The organism is Novosphingobium sp. BL-A-41-Hi4B-X5A (assembly GCF_055521705.1).
Map to the genome: position 1 here is coordinate 820,882 of NZ_JBVFVT010000002.1, position 20,507 is coordinate 841,388.

A 20,507-nucleotide genomic window follows, 5' to 3' on the forward strand; every position below is an offset into this window, starting at 1 on the left:
AGGCACGGGTCAGGCTGATGCCCCCGCCCCGTGTTCACAAACGGGTGGACAGGCGCATCCCGTAGGTCAGCGGCATACCGGGCACGCGGATATAGGTGCCGGAGCCGCCGATGTCGTTGGCGTAGTTGAAATAGTATCGGTTAAACAGGTTTTTCGCCCAGAGGCTCACTTGCCACGGCCCGTCTTCCTTGCCCACGGTCAGCCGCGCATTGACAAGGAAATAGGGGTTGAGCCCGCGATAGATGAACCCGCTGCCCGAGGTTGACGAACGATAGTTGAGGTCACCCGCCAGTTCGACGAACAGCCCGCTCCCGACCGGCTTCTTGTAGCCTGGCGTCAGGTTGAACGAGAATTCCGGCGCGTTCGGCAGCCGCTGCCCCGCCGCGTCGAAGGTGATTACGTTTGGATAGAGGCTGCGGTCGCTGATCGGGTTCCAGCGCAGGACCTTGCTGTTTAGATAGGTCGCGCCAAAGGCCAGCGACAGCTCGCGGGTCGGCCGGAAGGTCCCGCTTATCTCGGCGCCATAGATGCGTGAGCGGGGAATGTTGGTCAGGCCGTTGATGTTGCCGACAAAAGTCACCGCAAGACCGGCTTCCTGCTTGTCGCGATAGTCATAGTAGAATGCCGCCGCCTCAAGGTTGAGGCCAAGCTGGCGAATATCAGACTTCACCCCCGCTTCGTAAGCGATCAGGCGCTCGGGCCGATAGGCCGCCTGCTGGGTGGTGGTGTTGGAATTGCCGCCGTTGAACCCGCCCGACTTGAACCCGGTGGAGACCGAGGCATAGAGCAGGAGGTCAGAATTGGGCTTGTAGTTCAGCCCGACCTTGCCCATCCACTTGTCGGCGGTGATCCGGTCGTTGAACGGGGCAAAGGTCCCGAAGTTTGGGCTCTCGCGCCGGTCGTCATAGACCGCGCAGCCACCGAAGGGCACCAGCCCGGGATCGGGCAGGCCGTTCGGCAAGATCAGGAATGGCGTGATCAGATTGTTGGTCGTCGCCGCATAGGTCCCGTTGCGGTCATAGGTGCAGCCCGTGAACGAGCGCGTCTCGTGGGTATAGCGCAGCCCGCCCACGATCTGGAGTTTGGGTGCCACGTCCCATTCGATATGGCCGAACCCGGCGATGCTGCGCGTAACCTGGGTGTAGCGGGTGTTGAGTTCGTCGATCCCCAGCGCCGTGTTGAAGAAGGAATCCGACATGAAGTAATTGTAGTCTTCGGTCAGCTTGTCCCACGAATAGTACCCGCCGACGATCCAGTTCAGGCTCTTCTCCATGGCATCGCCCGAGAGGCGCAATTCCTGCGATAAGGACTTGATCCTGGTGTTGTTGATGCTGCCGGAAATGTTGGCTGCCGCGCCGTCCCAGTCGTTCGTCTCGTGACGGACGTAATGGTCATAGGCGCTGATCGAGGCGAGCGAGACACTGCCGAGGTCGAGGTCGACATGGGCCGATCCGCCCGCACTGTGGTTGTTGTGGCGCGGCCTGAACTTGGGCGTCCAGTCGGCCGCGCGGTTGTCGCCGATGGTGTAGATCACGGTGCCCCGGCCCGGCAGTGCGGTCTGCGCGCTGGGCAGGCCGATCAGGCGCCCGTCGAGAGCTGCCGCCGCCACGCCTTCGGACTGGTCCCGCGTCCAGTAACCTTCGAGCAGGATCGAGCTCTTCCCGCCGAGGTCGAAGTTGATCTTGCCGCGCAGGGCGGTTTCGTCCTTGCTGCCCAGCAGCTTGTCCTGCGGGCGCGACAGGCTGCGCTGCCAGCCGCTGCTCAGCACCTGCTTGCCCGCCACCCGGACCTGGATCGAATCCGATATCGGCCCGCTGACGAAACCCTCGGCGTCGACCGAGTTGAAACGGCCATATTCCAGTGCATAACCGGCGTGAAACTCGCGGGTCGGCCGCCCGGTGATGAAGTTGATCTGGCCCGCCGTGGTGTTGCGCCCATACAGGTCACCCTGCGGTCCCTTGAGTACTTCGACCCGTTCGATATCGAACAAGGCACCTCTGCTCATCACCGGATAGGGTATGGCGACGTCATCGACATAGAGCCCGACCGTACTCGACGCATTGACGTAGATGTTGTTGAAGCCAACCCCGCGCAGCGTATAGATCGGCACGCCCTGCGCGCCTGAATCGTTGACCACAAGCCCGGGAGTAGTCAGCGCAAGGTCTGCGGCAGACTTGATCCCGCGATTCTGCAGGTCGGAGCCGGACAGGACCGACATGGTGATCCCCACGTCCGTGGTGCTCTGCGCTCGCTTCTGCGCAGTGACGACGATCTCGCCGCCCGCGTCGGCGCCATCAGCAGCCGCCTGCGCGTGTGCGCTTCCTGTGGCCAGCGCCATGCTTGACAGGCTGGCGGTCAACGCAATGGTGGTCTTCTTCCTCACTGCCGTCCCCTTTTTACCCCGCAGCGGCAGGTCTCGTTCTGTCACGGTGGGCGTCATTTGCCCTATTTGCCGCAACCCTGCTCGCCGCTTTGACTATCCGTCTGCTTCTAGGGAGGCGCAGTCATAATTCTGTTCTACGCGTGCCGCAGCCAATCGACGCGTGCCATTCTTTTGTCAGCCAGGCTTCATGCTCATGCAAGCAAGCCCAAAAAGCGCGCCGCCCGCCACTAAAATGGGGTGGGCGGCGCTAGAGGGTGGGCTGTGATGTGCGCACCACAGGGAAGCAAGGCCGATCAGCCCAAGGCTTGGGCCAGCCTCACCGTGGTATCGATAAAGAACGGCTTGAGTTCGCGCGCCGTCTCCGTTTCGGACCGGGTGTGCACCCAGCCAAGATAGGTGGTGCTGCGCAGGAACAGGAACACCTCGATCATCTTCAGGTCGCGATCGTCCAGAGTCCGGACCGATCGATATCCCTCGATCATCGCGCGCCGGATCTGCTTGTAGTTCTCCGCCTCGAGATGGAAGTAGAGCGCGGTCGCAAGCTCGAACATGTGCCAGCCAAAGCCGCAATCGTCGAAGTCGATCAGGAACAGCTTGCCATCGGACTGGATGATGTTCTCCGGCACGAAATCGGCGTGAATCAGGCCATAGTTGTCCTTCGTCATGCCATAGGCGACCAGTTCCGCTCGGCATTGCTCCACCGCGCGCTGGATCGTCGCAAGATGATCGGGCGAAATGCCATCCAGTTCCCAGAACCGTCCCCAGAACGGTTCGGCCCCGATGAAACCATCATGGTCCCAGGCGTGGCGGCTGAACTGTTGGGGCAGGGTCCAGGCGGACGTGTGCTGGTGCAGGCGCGCTGCCAGGGCACCGACCTCGAAATAGAGCGCGGCCTGTTCCTCGGCTGTCCCGTTTAGGCCTTCCTCGACCGAACCGATCGGCCCGCCTTCCAGCCAGCCCAGCATGTCCGCCTGGCGCGGGCGCGACAGGCCCGGCGCCGTGGCGAGGGCAAACTCGTCACCGCTCGCGGTCGGGATGATCTCGGGCACGCCAATCCCGGCATCGGCCAGAAAGCGTACCCACTGCAGCTCGGACCGCAACGAGGCATCACTGTGGTAGTCAAGCCGGTGGACCCGCAGGGCCAACTTGGTCTCGCCATCACGGACCACCGAAAACACCGCGTTTTCGCGGTATTTGATCAGGCGCAGGTCGGAGAATTCACCGGGCCAGCTGGCAAGCGCGGATTCGGCGAGGGCATAGACCGCGCGCTCCTGCGCGGCCGGGTCCATGTCTTGCAATTCTGGCATTTCGATCAACCTTCAAAGGGTGGCAAAGGCGCGGTCCAGCGTCTCGATCAGCATGTCGGCATGTTCCGGCTTGAACGTGAGCGGCGGGCGCATCTTGAGGATGTTGTTTTCAGGGCCAATGCGGCTGACGAGCACGCCGCGATCCGCCATATCGTTGATCAGCTTCTTGGTCTCGTCCGGCGCGGCGACCCCGTTCTTGAGCAGCTCGATCCCGAAGAACAGGCCGCGCCCGCGCACGATGCTGGCCAGCTCGTGCCGGTCGACCAGGTCCTGCAGGCCGGTCTTGATATAGTCGCCCACGACGCGGGCATTCTCCAGCAGCCCCTCGTCGCGGATCACGTCCAGCACGGCGAGGCCAACGGCGGCGGAGACCGGGTTCCCGCCGAAAGTGTTGAAATACATCGTCTCCGAACAGAACGGCTCGGCAATATCGGGCCGGGTGACGAGCGCGGCCATCGGGTGGCCGTTGCCGATCGGCTTGCCCATCGTCGCCATGTCCGGAACGATCGAATAGTGCTGGTGGCCCCAGAACGCATCGCCCATCCGGGCAAAGCCGGGCTGGACCTCGTCGGCGATGACCATACCGCCGGCCTCCCGCACCATCTGTACCACGGCCTCGAGGTAGCCCTTGGGCACCACGCGCAGGCCTTCGGTCGAAAACAGCGTGTCGAGCAAGATTGCCGCCACGCCATGGCCGCTGGCGTTGAGGGAATCGATTGCTGCGCGCACCTGCTCGAGGTGCATGGACAGCAGTTCCTCCTCGCTCAGGCTGGTCCGCAGCATGTCGGGGATCGTGATCTTGCGGCCGAAGTCGGGGAACGGTTCTGCCTGCGGGATCCCGGTGGTCAGCGCGGCGAGGATCGTGCTGTGTCCGTGATAGTTGCAGTCGGTGACGATGATGCCCCGGTTGCCGGTATTGTGCCGGGCGATGCGGATCGCCAGCTCGTTCGCCTCGGTGCCGGTGCACACGAACATCGCGCGCGACAGCTCCGGCGCGAAGGTCGCGGTCAGCCGCTCGGCATAGTCAAGGATGCGCTCGTTGAGGTAGCGGGTGTGGACGTTCAGCGTCGCTGCCTGCTGGGCCAGGGCCTTGACCACGCGCGGGTGGCAGTGGCCGACCTGCGGCACGTTGTTGTAGACGTCGAGGTACTTCTTGCCGTCGGCATCCCAGAGCCAGACGTCCTGACCGCGCACCATGTGGCGCGGGTTGTCGTAGAACAGCAGCGAGTGGGGGCCGAGCACACGGTAACGGCGTTCGAGAATGGTTTCCTGGCTCATGTCGGCAGGGGCCTTGATCTAAGAGTTATGCAACGGGCTAGCTCTGGCGCTGCACGCGCCATGCAATGATGATTCCGCACAGCACCATCACCGCTCCCAGCGGGGCAAGGATGGCCGTACTCTGGATGGCGCTTGCCACCAGCACAATCAGCGCCAGCACGAGGATGACCGCCGCCACCGGCGCGCCAAGCGGCACGCGGAAGGGGCGGGCAAGCTCGGGATTGCGGCGGCGCAGGGCGATGAACGCCGAAAGCGTCGCGACGTAGGTCAGGCTCAGCAGCAGCACCACGCCGACGAGGATCGTGTCGGGCGAGAGGGTCGAGACGGGCATGCCGATCGCCGCGATCGCGAACAGCGCAACCCAGGGCGCGCCCCGCCGGTTGGTCGCCGAAAGCAACTTGGGCAGGAGCCCGGCGCGGGACAGAGCATAGAGCTGGCGCGAGGCCGAATAGAGCAGCGAGAAGAAAGTCGCCACCAGCCCGGTGATCGCGCCGAGCCCGACCACGGTCGACAATAGCGACGTGTTCGTCACCCCCGGCGCCTTGACCATGGCGGCATAGAGCGGATCTCCGGCCCCTGCGATGGTCGCCGCCCCTGCCCCACCGGGCGCAAGTATCAGCACGCTGGTCGCCGTGACGAACAGGACAGCAATGGCGGTGAGCAGACCCTTGGGCATGGTCACGTGCGGATCGCGCGCCTCTTCCGATGCGGTTGCCGCCTGTTCCACGCCAAGGAACAGCCACACCGCAAAGGGAATGCAGTCGAACACGCTCCTCAGGCTGAGGCCGATCCTGCCGTCGACCAGCAGGTTGGCGCGGTCGAAGGCCGGGACCATGGAGACGCTGAACAGCACCAGCGAAAGCGTCGCGATCGCACCCACCGCCAGGGTGATCCACAGCGCCTCTCCCACTCCGTAGAGATGGATGGCAATAATCAAGGTGAACAGTGCGATCTTGACCGGCCACCCGCCCACGCCGAGCACAGACTGGACATAGGACGAGACGAAGCTGCTGGCCACGCCAGTACCCAGCGAGAGCGCGAGGAACACTGCAAAGCCGACCAGTGCCCCCGCCAGCGGGCCGAAAGCCGTCTCGCTATAGATTTGCATCCCGCCTGCCCCGGGTAGTGCGCTGGACAGTTCGGCCATGCACAGGGCAAGCCCGGTATAGAGCAGAGCCACGGCAATGGTCGCCGCGAACATGTTGCTCCAGCCATGGGCCAGCCCATAGTTCCAGCCCGAGAACTGTCCGGCGATGACGATGGCGACGCCAAGTCCCGCGATGGATTTCCAGCTGAGGCGATCTGTCTGAAGTGACACGTCAGGTCCTTTCCGGCGCCGTCAGCCGCGCAGCGTCGGCACGCAGACGGCAGAAGCGCCCCCGTCCACGGTGACATAGGTGCCGTTGACGAAGGCCGACCGCTCGGAAACGAGGTAGCAGCACAAGTCGGCGATCTCGTCGGCCCCGGCCGCCCGGCCGAGCGGAACGTCGGACGACATCAGCTTGTAGGCTTCAGCGAGGGTGATGCCGTCACGTTCGGCAATCACCTGCATCTCGGAATCGGCCATCGGCGTTTCTACCCAGCCCGGGCAGATCGCATTGGCGCGGATGCGCTGGGCGCCATAGTCCACCGCGATCGAGCGGGTAAGGCCGATCAGGGCATGCTTGGCCACAACATATCCCGCCGCCTGCGGAATGGCCTGAAGCCCCGCCAGCGACGAGAGGAAGACGAAGGCCCCGCCTTGCCGCGCCGCAAAGGCCGGAATGCATTCGCGCGCGGTGACGAAAGCCGTGTCGAGGTTGGTGCTGAGCTGCTCGCGCCACACTTCGTCCGGCATATCACCTACCGCGCCGACCTGCACCGTGCCGGCGCAGGCGATGACCCCGTCGAGCCCGCCGAAGCGCTCCGTGGCCCGGGTCACGGCCTCGCGGACGCTTTCGCCCCGGGCAGCATCCCCCTCGACGATTACGGCCCGGTCGCCTAACGGCGCGGCGACCGGCTCCAGCATGGCGCGGCGACGCCCCATCAGGACCACGTTGGCCCCTTCGGCAACGGCCCGCCGTGCTGCGGCTGCGCCGATACCCGTCCCGCCACCGGTAAGCAGTATAGTCTTGTTTTGAAGGGACATTCCAGACTCTCCGGACAGGGTCGAGGTCAGCACAGCACTGCCCAACTCAATATGTGTAGGTAACCGATCCACCGATCCATCGAGGTCTTGCGAAGGTTTGCTGGGAGATGCCGAGGGCGGTGGAGAGGTCGAGGTTGTATACGCGGTATTGCTTGTCGGTGATGTTGTTGGCGAATGCGGCGATTTCCCAGTGGTCGTCGTTGGTCTTGAACGAGACGCGGGCGTTTCCGATCACGCGTTCGGGTTCGCGATCGATGGGTGCATTGAAGGTGGAGAAATACTGGAAGCTGTCATACTTCCAGTCGGTCTGCACGGTGATGTCGCCGGGGCCTACCGGGACGGTGTACTGGATGCGTCCGCCAATGCTCCACTTGGGCGCCTGTGGCAGCACGCGGTCGGCAACGCGCCCGAAGGGCAGGACGATGCCGCGCACCTTGGTGTCGAGGTAGGTTGCAAAGGCCTGCAGGCTCAGCCCGCGCAGGGGCCGTGCGCCCAGTTCCAGTTCGGCACCGTTGATCCTGGCCGGACGGTTGGTGATCGACTGCGACAGGCCGACGATCGAGAAGGCCTGGTAGTTCTTGTAGTCGTAGTGGAAGATCGAACCGTTGAGGGTCATGCCCGGCGCAGGCTCGGTCTTGAAGCCGGCTTCGTAGTTGGTCAGCACTTCCTGGTCATAGGGCAGGCTGGCGGGCACGATGCCCGGGAAGGCCACGACGCCGAAGCCGCCGCTCTTGGTACCGCGGTTGACGCCGGCATAGACCAGCACGCCATCAGCCGGGCGATAGTCGACCTGGGCCTTGAACGAGTAGTTCTTGAAGGTCTTCCTGGCGAGGTCGGGATAGAGCGCCTTGTTGAAGCGCTCGGTGCCAAGGTCGGTGCCCGCGCCATCGAAGGCGCTCAGGGCAAAGTCGTAGTCCTTCCAGTCCCAGCTGTAGCGCGCACCGAGGATCAGGTGGACCTGCGGCACCACCTCGTATTCGCCCTGACCGAACACGGCGAGGCTCTCGGTGTTCTGGCGCCCGCCATAGCGGGTGACGAGATCGAACGACTGGGCAAGATCGGCGACATAGGCATTGTCGGTGCGGATCTTCATGCCATAGGCCCCCACCAGCCACTGCAGGCGGTCAGTGTCGCCCGAGAGGCGCAACTCCTGCGAGAGCTGGTAGAGATCCTGGGCGGTGGTGTAGTTGAAAGCCGACGAAGGACCGATATCGGAGTCCTCGCCGTAGTTCTTCTTCAACTTCTGGTAGTCGGTGATCGAGACCAGGCTGACGGTGCCGATCTTCTGCTCGTAACGAAGGGTCGTGCTCCAGTAGGTGCGGCCAAAGCGGGGATCGGTGTTGAGCGAGGCAGTGAACGGGTCGCCATCGGCATCGCGATAACCAACCGCATCGCATCCTGCGCAGGTGCCCCAGAAGTCGACATTGGCCGGCAGGGCATAGCCCAGGCCATCGGCGTTGAAGCCGGCCGCCGCATGGCTGTAGCTGCCCGAACTGCGTTCATTGTCATTGCGCAGATACTGCGCCTTGAACAGCAGCTTGCCCTCGCTGCCGACATCGCCTTCGAGCTGGAAACGGCCACCGTAGAACTTGCTGCCACCACGGTCGGGGCCGATGTCGTTCTTGATGTAGCCGCCATGGTGGTTGCTGGTGAAGGCAAGGCGGGCGCGTACGCTCTCGCTCAAGGGACCGCTGACCGCGCCCTCGGTCGCAACCTGACCATAGCTGCCGACCGTAAGGGTGGCAAAGCCCTCGAAATCGCGGGTCGGCTTGGCAGTGACGATCTGGACAAGACCGCCCGTCGCGTTACGACCGAACAGCGTTCCTTGCGGACCACGCAGGACCTCGACGCGCTGCAGGTCGAAGGTCTGTCCACTGATGGCGCCCAAGGCACCGACATAGACTTCGTCATTGTAGAAGGCGATCGGCGCCTCCTGCGAGTCGGCAAAGTCGTTCTGGGACACGCCGCGCAGATTGAAGACCGTGATGGTCGGGCTGTACTGGTTGACCTGGAGACTGGGCACCTGCCCTGCAAGCGCGGTAACATCCTGACGGCCAACCGCGGCGAGCGCCGACTCCCCGAGTGCGGTAACAGCCAGGCTGGTGTTCTGTACCGACTGCTCGCGCTTCTGCGCGGTAACAACAATCTCGTCCGTCTCACCCTCATTACCAGACTGGGCTTGAGCCTGGACCATGCCGGGGAAAGCCAGAGCTCCACCAGCAAGCAACAAAGCGGTCCGCAAGCGCCGGGCGCCAGTGAATACCATCGTACTTCTCCCCTGAAGTCCAAGAATCTTTGATTATCCGACCGGTCGGATAAAACCCGAACAGAGTCGGTTTGTAAAGGGGATAAATGCTGCTATCACCTAGCACACGCAAATCCTCTACAACCAAAACTCGACAAACGTCGGAAATGGAATGTCAGAAAAATGCCAACGATAAAGCGGACCCAGTCGCGTGGGAGAATGAGGCGAGGCGAACTGATGGACGCAGCTCGTCAGCTTCTGCGCGAACAGGAGATGCAGTTGATAACTCTGCCGGATATTGCGGCTGCAGCAGGCATACCACGTGCTTCAGCCTACCATTTCTTCAGTGACGTGCAGGACCTGTATAGATCAGTAGCTGAGCAGGTTGAAGAAGAGCTATTTGATTGGCAACAACAAGTTGAAGAATTGCCAGCGTCTGAGTGGCGGCATATCGTCGACGCATATGTCCGGCGTGGAGCACAGTTTTTTCGCTCAAACAGGGACGCTCTACAACTTTTACTTGGCCCTTACACTCCCGCAATTGTCAAGCAAAGCGACCGTAAGAGCGATCTTCTGCTCGCAACCCAACTTTTAAAGATGGTAAATAACAAATTTAAAGTTCCCCAAATTTCAAATCGTGAAGAAAAGTTTTATCACGCTATTGAAATTGCTGATTTAATGTTTTGCTTGTCTGTTTTAAGGCATTCTACCATTACACCTGATTACGAGGAGGAAGCTGTTTTGGCATCTACTCAATATTTAGCGGCATATATTCCATCTATAATACAACCGGCTGCATGACCTTCTGAACACGTTTGACATACCCTGCACGAAGACTCAGTCAATGCATCAGGCAGATCAAAATAAACTGTCTCATCACCAATACAATTGAGAGGGACTACCATGCATCCCAAAGCATTTACGGGACGGATCTAAAGTTTCCATCGATGTCAGATTTCTATAGGCATCGACCTGATCTTATTTAGCAGAACATACCCCGCGTGATATGCGACAGCACTAGCAGCCCGACGATCGCACATGTTGTTGAAATTAGTCATAACGGTGTTTCAAATGTCAGCCTACTTCGCAATCATTGTCTAACGACCATCCGCCAGCAGCTGATTAGGCGTCGGCGACCTCCTTGACGAACCGGAATGTGTCGTCTCCGCCGGGCATAGCGCCATGCACAGGCATCGAGAAATCGCGATCCCTCTCGTTCCAGTATTCGATGATGTGGAAGCCGCAGGCATTGACGTAGAAGTGAATTAGACTTGGGATTGCCTGACAATTGTCGCCAACATAGCGGACGTCCGGGCGATTTGAAGCACGCAGCAAAAACGGTCGTTCATTTAGCTCCTGTAGCCCCGACTTTTAATGGTCAGGCGTCCGTCAGGATCAACGGCGGTGACTTTTTCTAAGGTCGACATTTCTGCCCACTCTCGCTGAGATATGTTCTTTGGTCGTGCGAAGCCGCTGAGCTTTCTCTGCTGATCGATGCCACCCGGTTTAGTTGGCGCTGGCTGTCGCGGTACGTCCCTGCCGCCGCTTAAGCAGAGCCAATATCTCGTAGCACGCTTGAGCACAGCTTCCCGAAGATCGTCCGCCGTCGCGTACCTGAAAGGCGCAAGATCGATTTCCAATACTGACATATTCAGATCACGATAGGCTCGAATTTTGTTGGCTGGACAACCATGCGTAACCTTCACCTCGATAATCAATTCATGCCCTTTCAGAGAGCCCACAAGATCGGCCCTGAATCCTGCTATCCGTTCTTCCGTTCGCACGGGCGCGAGCTGCATGAATCGCGGGTGCAACGCCCCCCAAGCGTCAGGTCTTACGCTGGCGACGTACAGCCCGCCGGCCTCGTTTATCACTGCCTTGGCATAACGGTGTGCCTGAGTTTCGACCCCACCCGCGCAATCCGAGTCTGCTTGGTGAGCAAAGGACCACTCTCGCACCGATCCCTGGCGAGCAACAAGGCGGCTTTTGCACTCCCAACAAGTGCAATTGCACGCTAGTCCCCGCTCGACCTCATCGATCCAGCGTTCTGCGCCATCCTCACCGCGCGCTACCACAACCCGCGGTTGATGGCAGGGGCCTCCAATCAATTGACCAAGAGGGTTGAGGAGGCGGGTCATCTTGCTACCATAATCTCACTCTCGGTTTCCGGTGCAAGAAGAAAGCAAGCGCCTCACGCCTTGAACCCGGACATTCGCGCTCAGTTTTGTCGTGATCGATCTCTGCCCTTCGTCCAGCTCCCGCTAGCAATGGCGGAAAGACTTGGCTTGGGACTTTCCGGTCATTCACAGCAGAACAGGCGCAGGGCGGCTTTCCAGCTAGAATTTGTCTTTCGACAGCCCATCCTTGAGTCGTACTAGGCGAACAATCGTGATCGGCAGCCAGTGGTGTGCGATTTTGAGTACATGGAACACGATACGATCAGTCTTGTTTAAGAGATGGGGTCGTCGACCTACACAACGATGGCGAAGAACAAGAGCGCGACACTGGAGGTCAGCCCGGCAACTGCGGCCCACATCGGGCAGACGAAGCTGCCCGATGGAACGGACTGGTTCCGCATTTTGATGCGGATCAGCGCGGCGTTTGTGATTGCAAAAATCAGAAGTGTTCCGCGCGCAGCAATGTCGGCAAGGCCCCCAAGCGGAATTGCCAGAGCTAGCACCAGGATGGACCCGACGCCGACCACTGTTCCCAGCAAGGGAGTTCCGGTTCGCGTTTCCAATCTAGCGAAGGCTCCTGGCAGGCTGCCTTTTGCGGACAGCCCATAGAGCACCCGGGCAATCATGATCATGTTAACGACGATGCCATTGAGCGTAGCGACAACCGCAATTGCGCTCATAGTCACCAGCGGTAGACCGGTAAGGCGCATGAAGACCGTCGCCAATGGCGCGGTTGAGGCCGCCAGTTCCAGCGGCGGCACCACTACGACAGAGATCCACATGACGAGGACGTAGAGGACTGTCGTGATACCTAGCGTCAGGAACAGGGCGCGTGGCAGTGTCCGGCTTGGCTCCTTCATTTCCTCGGCGATGTTGACCAGATGCTCGAAGCCAACAAAGGCGAATACCGCGATGACCGCGGTCCCGCCGATTGCCATCCACGAAGCGGAATTACCAGTCGGCATCATTTCGGGAAGGCGCGTCAGAACTGCGTCTTCAGAAATCAATCCAGCACCTACAATCAGCAGCAGACCCCCAATTTCAATGAGCGTCATGACCCCAGCAAAGGCAATGGATTGAGCTGTGCCCAGGCAGGCTACCGCGCCCATCGCGACAACAACCCCGATTATAATCCAGACATTGGGCAGGGGAACAAAGACTGAAATGTAGCCGGCGCTGCCCGAGCTTATGGTGGCAGCGGTAATGACCGCGTTCACGACCACCAGCAGACCAACTATCAGGCCGAGCCATTTCCGACCAAAGGCTGCCTCGACATAGGCGGCTTCGCCGGCGCTGATTGGCATCCGCGTGCTGAGTTCGGCAAAGGCTGCAGCTGTGAAGCCCATTGCCAGTGCCGCAATCAGGAAGGCGACGGGCGCGTTCATCCCGCTGCGCCCGGCGGCAACACCCACGAGCACGTAGATGCCAGCCCCGATGGTGACGCCAAGTCCGTAGAGGACAGCATGTGTCATCGAAAGTGATCTGATCAAGGCTTTGGGTACGGGCGCGGGCTTCAAGAGATGTACCAGCGAGGAATGCCCATTGCCGAGAGCAACGATGTTGGTACCAAGGGCCTAGCGCCCGGCGGGAGATTGCAAAACGGAAGTTCCCGAATTGGCCGAAGTCTCTTCAGAACCGACCGCTACGTGGCGCACGGTCACAATGGTGCCCGGTTCGTTGTCAGCGACGTCGACTGTTGCGGCCAGTTGCCCGGCAAGTGCTTGGACAATGCCAGTGCCAAGGCCGCTTTTAGGCTTGGCAGGATTTTCCACCATGCCGCAGCCATTGTCAGATACATTCAGGACCCAGCCTGACATGCTGGCGGCAAAAGCCACGTCGATGTGACAATTTCGCTGATTTGCATCGGGGAATGCATGTTTGAGTGCGTTGATCGTCAGTTCGGTGACAATCAGTCCCAGACTGACCGATTGATCTGGGCTCATCGAGCTTTCATCGGCTGTGACATTCAGGGTCAGTTTGTCTGGGTCGGCAATCATCGATGCGCCGATGCTGGCACAAAGATCTGTCAGGTAGGGTAGTAGAGCGACATCGGAATTCGCATTTGAAGCCAACAAACGTTGCAATTTGGCAATCGACAAGACCCGGTGGTGTACGTCGCTCAGATGATCGCGGGTTTCTGCTGACTGAGAGCGTTTCACGCGCAGCATCAGGATGCTTGCGATAATCTGCAAGCTGTTGGCAACGCGATGGTTCAACTCCTGCATCAGCACCTGCTGATCGCGAACCAACGCATCGTTTTTGTGAGCCTGTGCGCGAAGCGCATGCTCGGAATCGCGCATTGCCGTGAGGTCAGCGACGGCAAGGACCAGCCGGATTGCAGCGCTTCCATCATGGTCCAGCGCATGTGCGTTCAGGATCAGGATGCGGTCGGGCTTGCCTTCGCGCTTCAGGACGAATTCGTAAGCGTCAATTGCTGCGCGCCCATCGGCGGTCGCCTCAAGCAAGGATCGCAACTGCGGCGTGTTCCATTCACCATCGCCCAGCGCAAAAAGGGAAACACCAGCCACAGCATTGCGCCGCAAATCGAACGCGCGGCAGAACGTCTCACTGACTGCCTGAATGACCATGTGATCGTCGAGCAATAGCAGCGGCATAGCCGACGATAAAACCAGCGCCATTCCAAGACTGCTGGATTGTTCAGGTGAAACAGGCGTAAAAAATTCCATGGCCAAAGCCTTCGGAGACCAGAGACTCGCGGATCGAGAGCCATACCTGGCTGCCTTCCTTGCCGAACTATGGCTCGCAGGGCCTGCCATCATACCACCCCTCTGCCAAAAGGCGTCATTCAATCTCATTCAGCGATGACGCCAGTCGAAATTGGGCTGAAATGATCTGAGCAACAGCTTCCGCGATGCCATCGGCACTGGCACGGAAGGCAGACACGACAAACAATATAAATCCAATTTTCAGGCCCAACTACTGAATTCCCGGTATTGGGTCGCAGGATAAATGGCAAAATCCTGTTGCCTTCGAAGGCTCGGGAATCACCGGAACTGAGGCGGCTTCGCCTGACGGCCTAACCAGACACAAAGGACTGCTCTTTGTCAGATGGCGCCGTTCCGGGCACTCGCGCTGAACGTCGCCAACTGGTCGAGTGCTGCCTGTGGCACCGCCGCATTCGAATGGCCGCTATCCTGTTTTCGCGGCCCTGAAGCTGCCTAACCGGATCGTCCGCAATCCCGGTCGCCCGCAAAATCTGCCAATTACCTTGCTCGCTGTAGCCAGCAGTTGTATCCTGCGAGGATCTATCCCAGATAAGCTTGGTAGTCATTGCTGATAGATCCTCGGTCCGGATTTGCAGCTCGATTAAAGGACTCCGCCTGCGGCGACCAACTGCAGCAGTTGCGCCTCGGGCAACAAGTTAGACCTACTCATAATTAAAAATATTGAAGTGAGTTTAGGGGTCATTAGGTCCTGACACAGTCTGCTTAAGCAGTCGGTGATTGGCACCGTTCATCAAAATTCATATTTTTATGAACGGTGAATCTCATAATAAGGTTGTGCCAGCGGCACTGGCACGACTTTATATTGAGATTCACACAAGCAAGGCGGCGTGGACAGATTCCTCGAGGCCACAGGCCGGCCCCGTAATGGTTGTCCCGGCGATGCATCGTTCGGGACCATCAATCCCAGCGGCACACAACGCGCTAGCGACGATGCGGTAACCGGCAAGGCCGGTTTGCGGTACGAATTCAGCCGCCGTGCTCGGGTTCATGCAAGCTATACCCGCGGATACAAGGGCCAGGGTATCGACACCGAGCCCACGGCCAACTCCGGCAATGACCCGGTGATCCAGCCTGAGCGCGTGAACGCCTATTAAGTGGGCTTCAAGGGCTCGACATCGGACGGCTCGCTGAGCGTAGCGGCAGCGGCGTTTCTCGCGGACTATACCAACCTTCAGGTCCAGACCAACCGCGGCGACCCGGCCAACGGCGTGATCGCTTTTCAGCCGACCAATGCGGGTATCTCGCGCACAAAGAGTGTGGAAATCGAAGCCACGCTCCGTTCGTCGCGCCGTTTCTCCGTCAGCGCAGCCGTCACCTATCAGCAGGCCACCCTCGACGTTGATGGCCTGAACTGCCCGACCCAGTAGCAGCCGAGCGCAGTCACTGTCGCACTGGGTGGCACCCGGCCCGTCAACACGTGCTATCGCTATCAGTTCAGGGCACCGAACGGCAGCGTGGCAACGAGCGGCCTTGTGCAAGACGTACGGTGCGGGCAGCTTCCGGTTTCGCCCGAATGGCGGTTCAACGTAAGTCCCCGCTGGGAAGGGCCCGTGACGTCCTCACTCAATGGCTTCGTTCAGGTTGACCTGCCTTACCAGAGCGACGTTCAGTTCGCGATCGAGCAGGACCCGCTGCAGACTCAGGACGGCTATGCGCTGGTCGATGCCAGCATCGGGCTTTCGGCACCGGATTCGCGCTACACGCTGACGGTCTTCGTGAAGAACCTGTTCAACCAGAACTTCTACACAACCACCACGACGTCTGCGCTCATCGGTAACAACCTTAGCGTTGTTGACGTCTACGCTTTCCGTCCCAAGAATGCAGACCGTTATTTCGTGGCCTCGCTCGGCTTCCGGTTCTAAGATGGCATTGGCCCGGTGAGCTGGTTTACCGGGCCAAAGCTTTGGCTTGGCCGGCCTGCGCACACCGGGCCGGCCACCAGCTTTCCGACCACCCTACCCGGTCCGGTGGTCAAGCTGATCAATGATATTCATGCGCCTGCAGTGGGAGCGCCGCAAAATGTTACACACTCGCCGCCAAGCCATGGCCCTCGGTGCTCTGGGACTCGGGGCAGCTGGTCTCACAGCAGCCCAAGGCCAGACCCCTCGCGCGTTGCCGAACATCCTCTGGCTGGTGAGTGAGGACAACAATCCCTATGTCGGCGCCTACGGGGACCAGCTGGCCCATACGCCGCACATCGACGCGTTGGCCAAGAAGGGCGTGCTGTTCCGCAATGCCTATTCGAATGCGCCAGTCTGTGCGCCGTCACGCTTCGCCCTGCTCACCGGCGTCAATCCCGAGAGCTGCTCGCCGGCCCAGCACATGCGGGCCGAAGCCAAGCTGCCGCAAGCTTTCCGCACTTATCCCGAACTGATGCGCGCGGCGGGCTACTTCTGCATCAACAACCCGAAGACCGACTACAACAGCGATGTCGTCCCGGCGGCCATCTGGGACATTCAGGGCGTCGATGGGCATTGGCGCAAGGCCCCCAAGGACAAGCCGTTCCTGTGCGTGATGAACACCGGCACCAGCCACGAGTCCAAGATGTGCGCCCCTATGGCCGGTCCCGTTAGTCCAGACCAGGTTCGCATCCCCGCCTTTCTGCCAGATGATGCGGCAATCCGGCAGGATTATGCCAACTACTACAACATCATGACCGCCATGGATCAAGAGATCGGCAATTGGCTGGCGCAGCTCGACGCCGATGGTTTGGCTGACGACACGATCGTGTTTTATTACGGCGACAACGGGGGAGTACTGCCCCGGTCCAAGCGATATTGCTACGAGGAAGGCTTGCGCGTGCCGCTGGTCGTGTATGTACCGCCGAAGTGGCGGCACCTCGCGCCCGCCATGCCCGGAAGCACGATCGACGCGCTGGTGACGCTGATCGATCTGCCTGCTACGCTTCTGTCAATTGCCGGAGTGGCACAGCCACCGCAGATGACCGGACGCCCGCTGCTGGGGCACCGCATCGGTCAGCCGCAAAAATATGCTTTTGGCTTCCGCGATCGCATGGACGAGCGCTACGACCTCGTGCGCACCGTCACCGATGGCCGCTGGCGGTACATCCGTAATTACCTGCCACATCGACCTCTTGGGCAGCACGTGGGTTACGAATGGAGCGTGCAGAAAAGCTATCGCCAATGGAATGCCCTGCATCTGGCGGGCAAGCTCAACGCAAAGCAGGAAGCATTCTTCAAGCCGAAGGCTTTCGAGGAGCTTTACGATCTATCGGCAGATCCGGACGAAGTGAACAACCTGATCACCTCGCCCTCGGCTGCCGCTGCAGCGAGGAGGCTGCGCCAGGCGCTTGACCGGCATATGCTGGCAATTAACGACAACGGCTTCCTGCCTGAAGGATCCGTCGGCGAAGGCTATTTTGAAAGTCGCAATCGCGCGGTTTACCCGCTTCCTGCGTTGATGCGGCTGGCTGCTGCAGCCGCAAAGCGCGAACCGCGCAATGTGAACCGGTTCCGCAAGCTGTTGCGCAGTTCCAACGAAGCAACCCGGTTTTGGGCAGCGCGGGGACTCCTGATGCTGGGTGGGGAAGCGGCTACCGTCCGCGGCGATCTTGAAACGGCTTTGTTGGCGGATCCATCGGATCATGTCCGCGTGGTTGTGGCCGAGACCCTCGTAGGTCTCGGCAAGCCGGAACAGGCCGTGCAGGTCCTCGCGCGATTGGCCGACGAACCATCACCGATGCCGGTTCGCATCCAGGCTTTCGATGCATTGTCGTGCATCGGCAAGGCAGCCCTGCCGGCGCTGCCGGTAATCCGGAAAACTGCGGCGTCGACCGTCAAACGGGATGCTGAGTATCCAAAGCGCCTGGCAACCTATCTCGAAGCAGTTCTGACCGGGCCGTACGAACCTATGGCAGAGGCGATCTCCGAGGCGGCCTGTCAGGGGTCGATAAAGAGCGGGTCCGCCTTCATGGGGCCCGCTGAAAGTGCCAAGTGGCCTTCATGACGGTTTGCGCACGGCGATTTGCCGGGCACGGCTGTCCGGCATTCGCACTGTCGGCTTGGGGCTTTTAACGGGCGGGATCTCATGAACGGCATGGAGCAGGGCTGGCCGGGCCTTTCTGTAGGACGGAGGCGCCTAGATAGTTGCAGGACTAAGCTTTGGGCTAAGCACATGCACGACGGCGAGGGCCAGAAGGTAGCTGCTGGCGCAGATGGCGAACAGAACTTCGTATGAGCCGCCGGTCTTGTCGAGGATATAGCCGGTGAACAGCGCCATGCCCATGCCGCCGAGCGCTCCAACCGTGCCGCCAATGCCAACCACCGAACCCACTGCTCCGCGCGGGAACACGTCCGAAGGCAGCGTATAGAGGTTCGCCGAAAAGGCCTGATGCGCTGCGGTGGCTAGCCCGATGATGAGAACGGCAGCCCACACGCTGTCGATGCTCTGCGCAAACCAGATCGGCAGGACCGCCACGGCGCACAGGAGCATCGTGGCCTTGCGCGCAAAGTTGGGGGTGCGTCCCGCCTTGATCAGGCGCGAGGACATCCACCCGCCAAAAATCGATCCACCATCGGAAATCAGGTAGATCGCCGCGAGCGGCAGGCCGAAGGTCTTGAGGTCCATGTCATAGCGCTCGAACAGGTAGCCGGGCAGCCAGAACAGGAAGAACCACCAGACCGGGTCGATCAGGAACTTGCCCAGCGCGTAGGCCCAGGTCTCGCGCACGGTCAGGAGCTTTGCCCAGCCGATCTGCTCGACCGGGTCTGCAGGGTCCTGCTGGATCCAGGCAAGTTCGGCCGGCGAGACGCGCGGGTGTTCGGCAGGATGGCGATAGACCAGCCACCAGGCGGCGAGCCAGGCCACGCCGAAGATACCGGTGATGAAAAAGGCGGCGCGCCAGTCGAACCACAGCACAAGCGCCGGAACCAGCAGCGGGGTGATGATGGCGCCGACGTTTGCACCGGCATTGAACAGTCCGATCGCGTAAGCACGCTCACGCTGGGGGAACCAGTCGGTTACGGCGCGGATGCCAGCCGGGAAGTTCCCGCTCTCGCCCACGCCGAGGCCGAAGCGCGCAGCGGCAAAGCTGGCAAGACCGGTCGCGAAACCGTGGGCCATGTGGCCGGCGGTCCAGACCACGATGGCGATAGTGTAGCCAAGCTTTGCCCCGACCACATCGACGATGCGGCCAAAGCCGATGTAGCCGATGGCATAGGCGACCTGGAACCAGAACACGATCTGGGCGAAGTCGGTTTCGCTCCAGCCGAACTCCGCCACCAGCGTCGGCTTGAGCACGCCGATCATCTGGCGGTCGATGTAGTTGACCGCAGTGGCCGCAAACAGCAGGGCGACGATGACCCAGCGGTAGCGCCCGGCCTTGGCAGAGGCGGCAGGCGGGTTGAAGTTCTGGTCCATTGCTTCTCTCCCGAAGCGGCCAACCCGTTCCGGGCCATGCCGCCAAATGCAATTCAGCGGGGGGCCGCCGCGATGATCGTGCAGGTCAATTCGCCGTGGCCCTCGAAGATCGCACGAAACTCCTGGCCGACGGCGATTTCGTGCACGCCGGTCACGGCGCCGGTGGATACCCACAGGCCCTGCGACACATCGAAGCCACGCGCCAGCAGGTTGCCAAGCAGGAAGCGCACCGCACCATAGGGTCCGTCGAGCATTGCGGCAGCGGTCGCCGATCCGACTTCGATGCCGTCGATCTCGCTCTTGACCCTGATGGCGCAGAGGTCGGTCGACTGCCAGTTGGGCAGAGCTGCGCCGCGCACCAGACCGGTGTTGTTGCCAAAGTCGGAAACGGTCACCGTCGGCCCATCGGCATTGATGCCCGGGTACGGCGAACTGGCGATCTCGATCCCGATGCGGACATCATCGACAATCGCGATCGTGCCGGCGTCGTCGGCGGGAACCGGACCCTTGAAGCCTGGCGCCACATGGACAAGGAACTCAGCCTCTCCGGCGGCGAAGCCTCCCGCGTAGACCGGCATCGCGGGAGTATCGGCGGCATCGGCATCCACGACGCTGTCGGCAAAGATCGGGCCGACAAGGCGGTTGGCGCCAAGCGATGCGTCCAAAGGAGAATTTATGCGTCCGACTTTCCAGCCGACGATCTGGCGCCCATCGATCGCGATGGCACGATCCTGTATGTCATAGGCATCGTCGAGCGCCTGAGGCGTAGTGCCGGGGTAGATTTCGAGCACGCGGGCTTCGTGGCGGGCGCTGACGAAGGCCGCTGCAACCTGATCCGCATTCTCGTTCAATTCCGTCCCCAT

General features: G+C 60.8%; 14 protein-coding genes and 2 pseudogenes. 4 read left to right on the forward strand and 12 right to left on the reverse strand.

Going from position 1 to position 20,507, the window contains the following annotated elements; all coding sequences use genetic code 11:
* Positions 1–34: 34 nt before the first annotated feature.
* From ACZ1JY_RS19435 to ACZ1JY_RS19460, 6 genes are all read right to left on the reverse strand, one after another.
* Positions 35–2,383: a TonB-dependent receptor gene (locus ACZ1JY_RS19435; protein WP_465131225.1), complete on the reverse strand. Its 2,349-nt coding sequence runs from the start codon at positions 2,381–2,383 to the stop codon at positions 35–37.
* Between the two features lie 293 nt (positions 2,384–2,676).
* Positions 2,677–3,690, reverse strand: a complete 1,014-nt coding sequence (locus ACZ1JY_RS19440) for a phosphotransferase enzyme family protein (protein WP_465131226.1) — start codon at positions 3,688–3,690, stop codon at positions 2,677–2,679.
* A 12-nt stretch (positions 3,691–3,702) separates the two neighbouring features.
* Positions 3,703–4,968, reverse strand: a complete 1,266-nt coding sequence (locus ACZ1JY_RS19445; protein ID WP_465131227.1) for an aspartate aminotransferase family protein — start codon at positions 4,966–4,968, stop codon at positions 3,703–3,705.
* Between the two features lie 37 nt (positions 4,969–5,005).
* Complete coding sequence (locus ACZ1JY_RS19450) at positions 5,006–6,286, reverse strand: amino acid permease (protein ID WP_465131228.1); 1,281 nt, start codon at positions 6,284–6,286, stop codon at positions 5,006–5,008.
* Between the two features lie 21 nt (positions 6,287–6,307).
* Complete coding sequence (locus tag ACZ1JY_RS19455; RefSeq protein WP_465131229.1) at positions 6,308–7,096, reverse strand: SDR family NAD(P)-dependent oxidoreductase; 789 nt, start codon at positions 7,094–7,096, stop codon at positions 6,308–6,310.
* Between the two features lie 46 nt (positions 7,097–7,142).
* Entirely contained in the window at positions 7,143–9,290 is a 2,148-nt protein-coding gene (locus ACZ1JY_RS19460; RefSeq protein ID WP_465131230.1) for a TonB-dependent receptor, read from the reverse strand.
* A 288-nt stretch (positions 9,291–9,578) separates the two neighbouring features.
* Between ACZ1JY_RS19460 and ACZ1JY_RS19465 the strand changes: the two genes are divergently transcribed.
* Entirely contained in the window at positions 9,579–10,142 is a 564-nt protein-coding gene (locus tag ACZ1JY_RS19465; RefSeq protein WP_465131231.1) for a TetR/AcrR family transcriptional regulator, read from the forward strand.
* A gap of 548 nt (positions 10,143–10,690) precedes the next feature.
* Here ACZ1JY_RS19465 and ACZ1JY_RS19470 read toward each other — a convergent pair.
* From ACZ1JY_RS19470 to ACZ1JY_RS19485, 4 genes and pseudogenes are all read right to left on the reverse strand, one after another.
* Positions 10,691–11,140, reverse strand: a complete 450-nt coding sequence (locus tag ACZ1JY_RS19470) for a hypothetical protein (RefSeq protein WP_465131573.1) — start codon at positions 11,138–11,140, stop codon at positions 10,691–10,693.
* A 156-nt stretch (positions 11,141–11,296) separates the two neighbouring features.
* Positions 11,297–11,479, reverse strand: a pseudogene (locus tag ACZ1JY_RS19475) (hypothetical protein); the annotation flags it as partial.
* A 332-nt stretch (positions 11,480–11,811) separates the two neighbouring features.
* Positions 11,812–12,990, reverse strand: coding sequence for an APC family permease (locus tag ACZ1JY_RS19480; RefSeq protein WP_465131232.1), 1,179 nt, complete (start codon positions 12,988–12,990; stop codon positions 11,812–11,814).
* A gap of 102 nt (positions 12,991–13,092) precedes the next feature.
* Positions 13,093–14,205, reverse strand: coding sequence for a sensor histidine kinase (locus ACZ1JY_RS19485; RefSeq protein ID WP_465131233.1), 1,113 nt, complete (start codon positions 14,203–14,205; stop codon positions 13,093–13,095).
* Between the two features lie 887 nt (positions 14,206–15,092).
* Here ACZ1JY_RS19485 and ACZ1JY_RS19490 point away from each other — a divergent pair.
* The 3 genes and pseudogenes from ACZ1JY_RS19490 to ACZ1JY_RS19500 all read left to right on the forward strand — a co-directional run bounded on the left by ACZ1JY_RS19490 (position 15,093) and on the right by ACZ1JY_RS19500 (position 18,231).
* Positions 15,093–15,632 (forward strand): annotated as a pseudogene (locus ACZ1JY_RS19490) (TonB-dependent receptor domain-containing protein).
* A 183-nt stretch (positions 15,633–15,815) separates the two neighbouring features.
* Positions 15,816–16,127, forward strand: coding sequence for a hypothetical protein (locus tag ACZ1JY_RS19495; protein WP_465131234.1), 312 nt, complete (start codon positions 15,816–15,818; stop codon positions 16,125–16,127).
* A 130-nt stretch (positions 16,128–16,257) separates the two neighbouring features.
* Positions 16,258–18,231 carry a sulfatase-like hydrolase/transferase gene (locus ACZ1JY_RS19500; protein WP_465131235.1) on the forward strand — a complete coding sequence of 658 codons (1,974 nt, stop codon included), beginning with the start codon at positions 16,258–16,260 and terminating at the stop codon, positions 18,229–18,231.
* Between the two features lie 132 nt (positions 18,232–18,363).
* Here ACZ1JY_RS19500 and ACZ1JY_RS19505 read toward each other — a convergent pair whose 3' ends face one another.
* Both ACZ1JY_RS19505 and ACZ1JY_RS19510 read right to left on the reverse strand, forming a co-directional pair.
* Positions 18,364–19,644, reverse strand: a complete 1,281-nt coding sequence (locus tag ACZ1JY_RS19505; protein WP_465131236.1) for an MFS transporter — start codon at positions 19,642–19,644, stop codon at positions 18,364–18,366.
* A gap of 53 nt (positions 19,645–19,697) precedes the next feature.
* On the reverse strand, positions 19,698–20,507 hold the full coding sequence (locus ACZ1JY_RS19510; protein WP_465131237.1) for a 2-keto-4-pentenoate hydratase: 810 nt from the start codon (positions 20,505–20,507) through the stop codon (positions 19,698–19,700).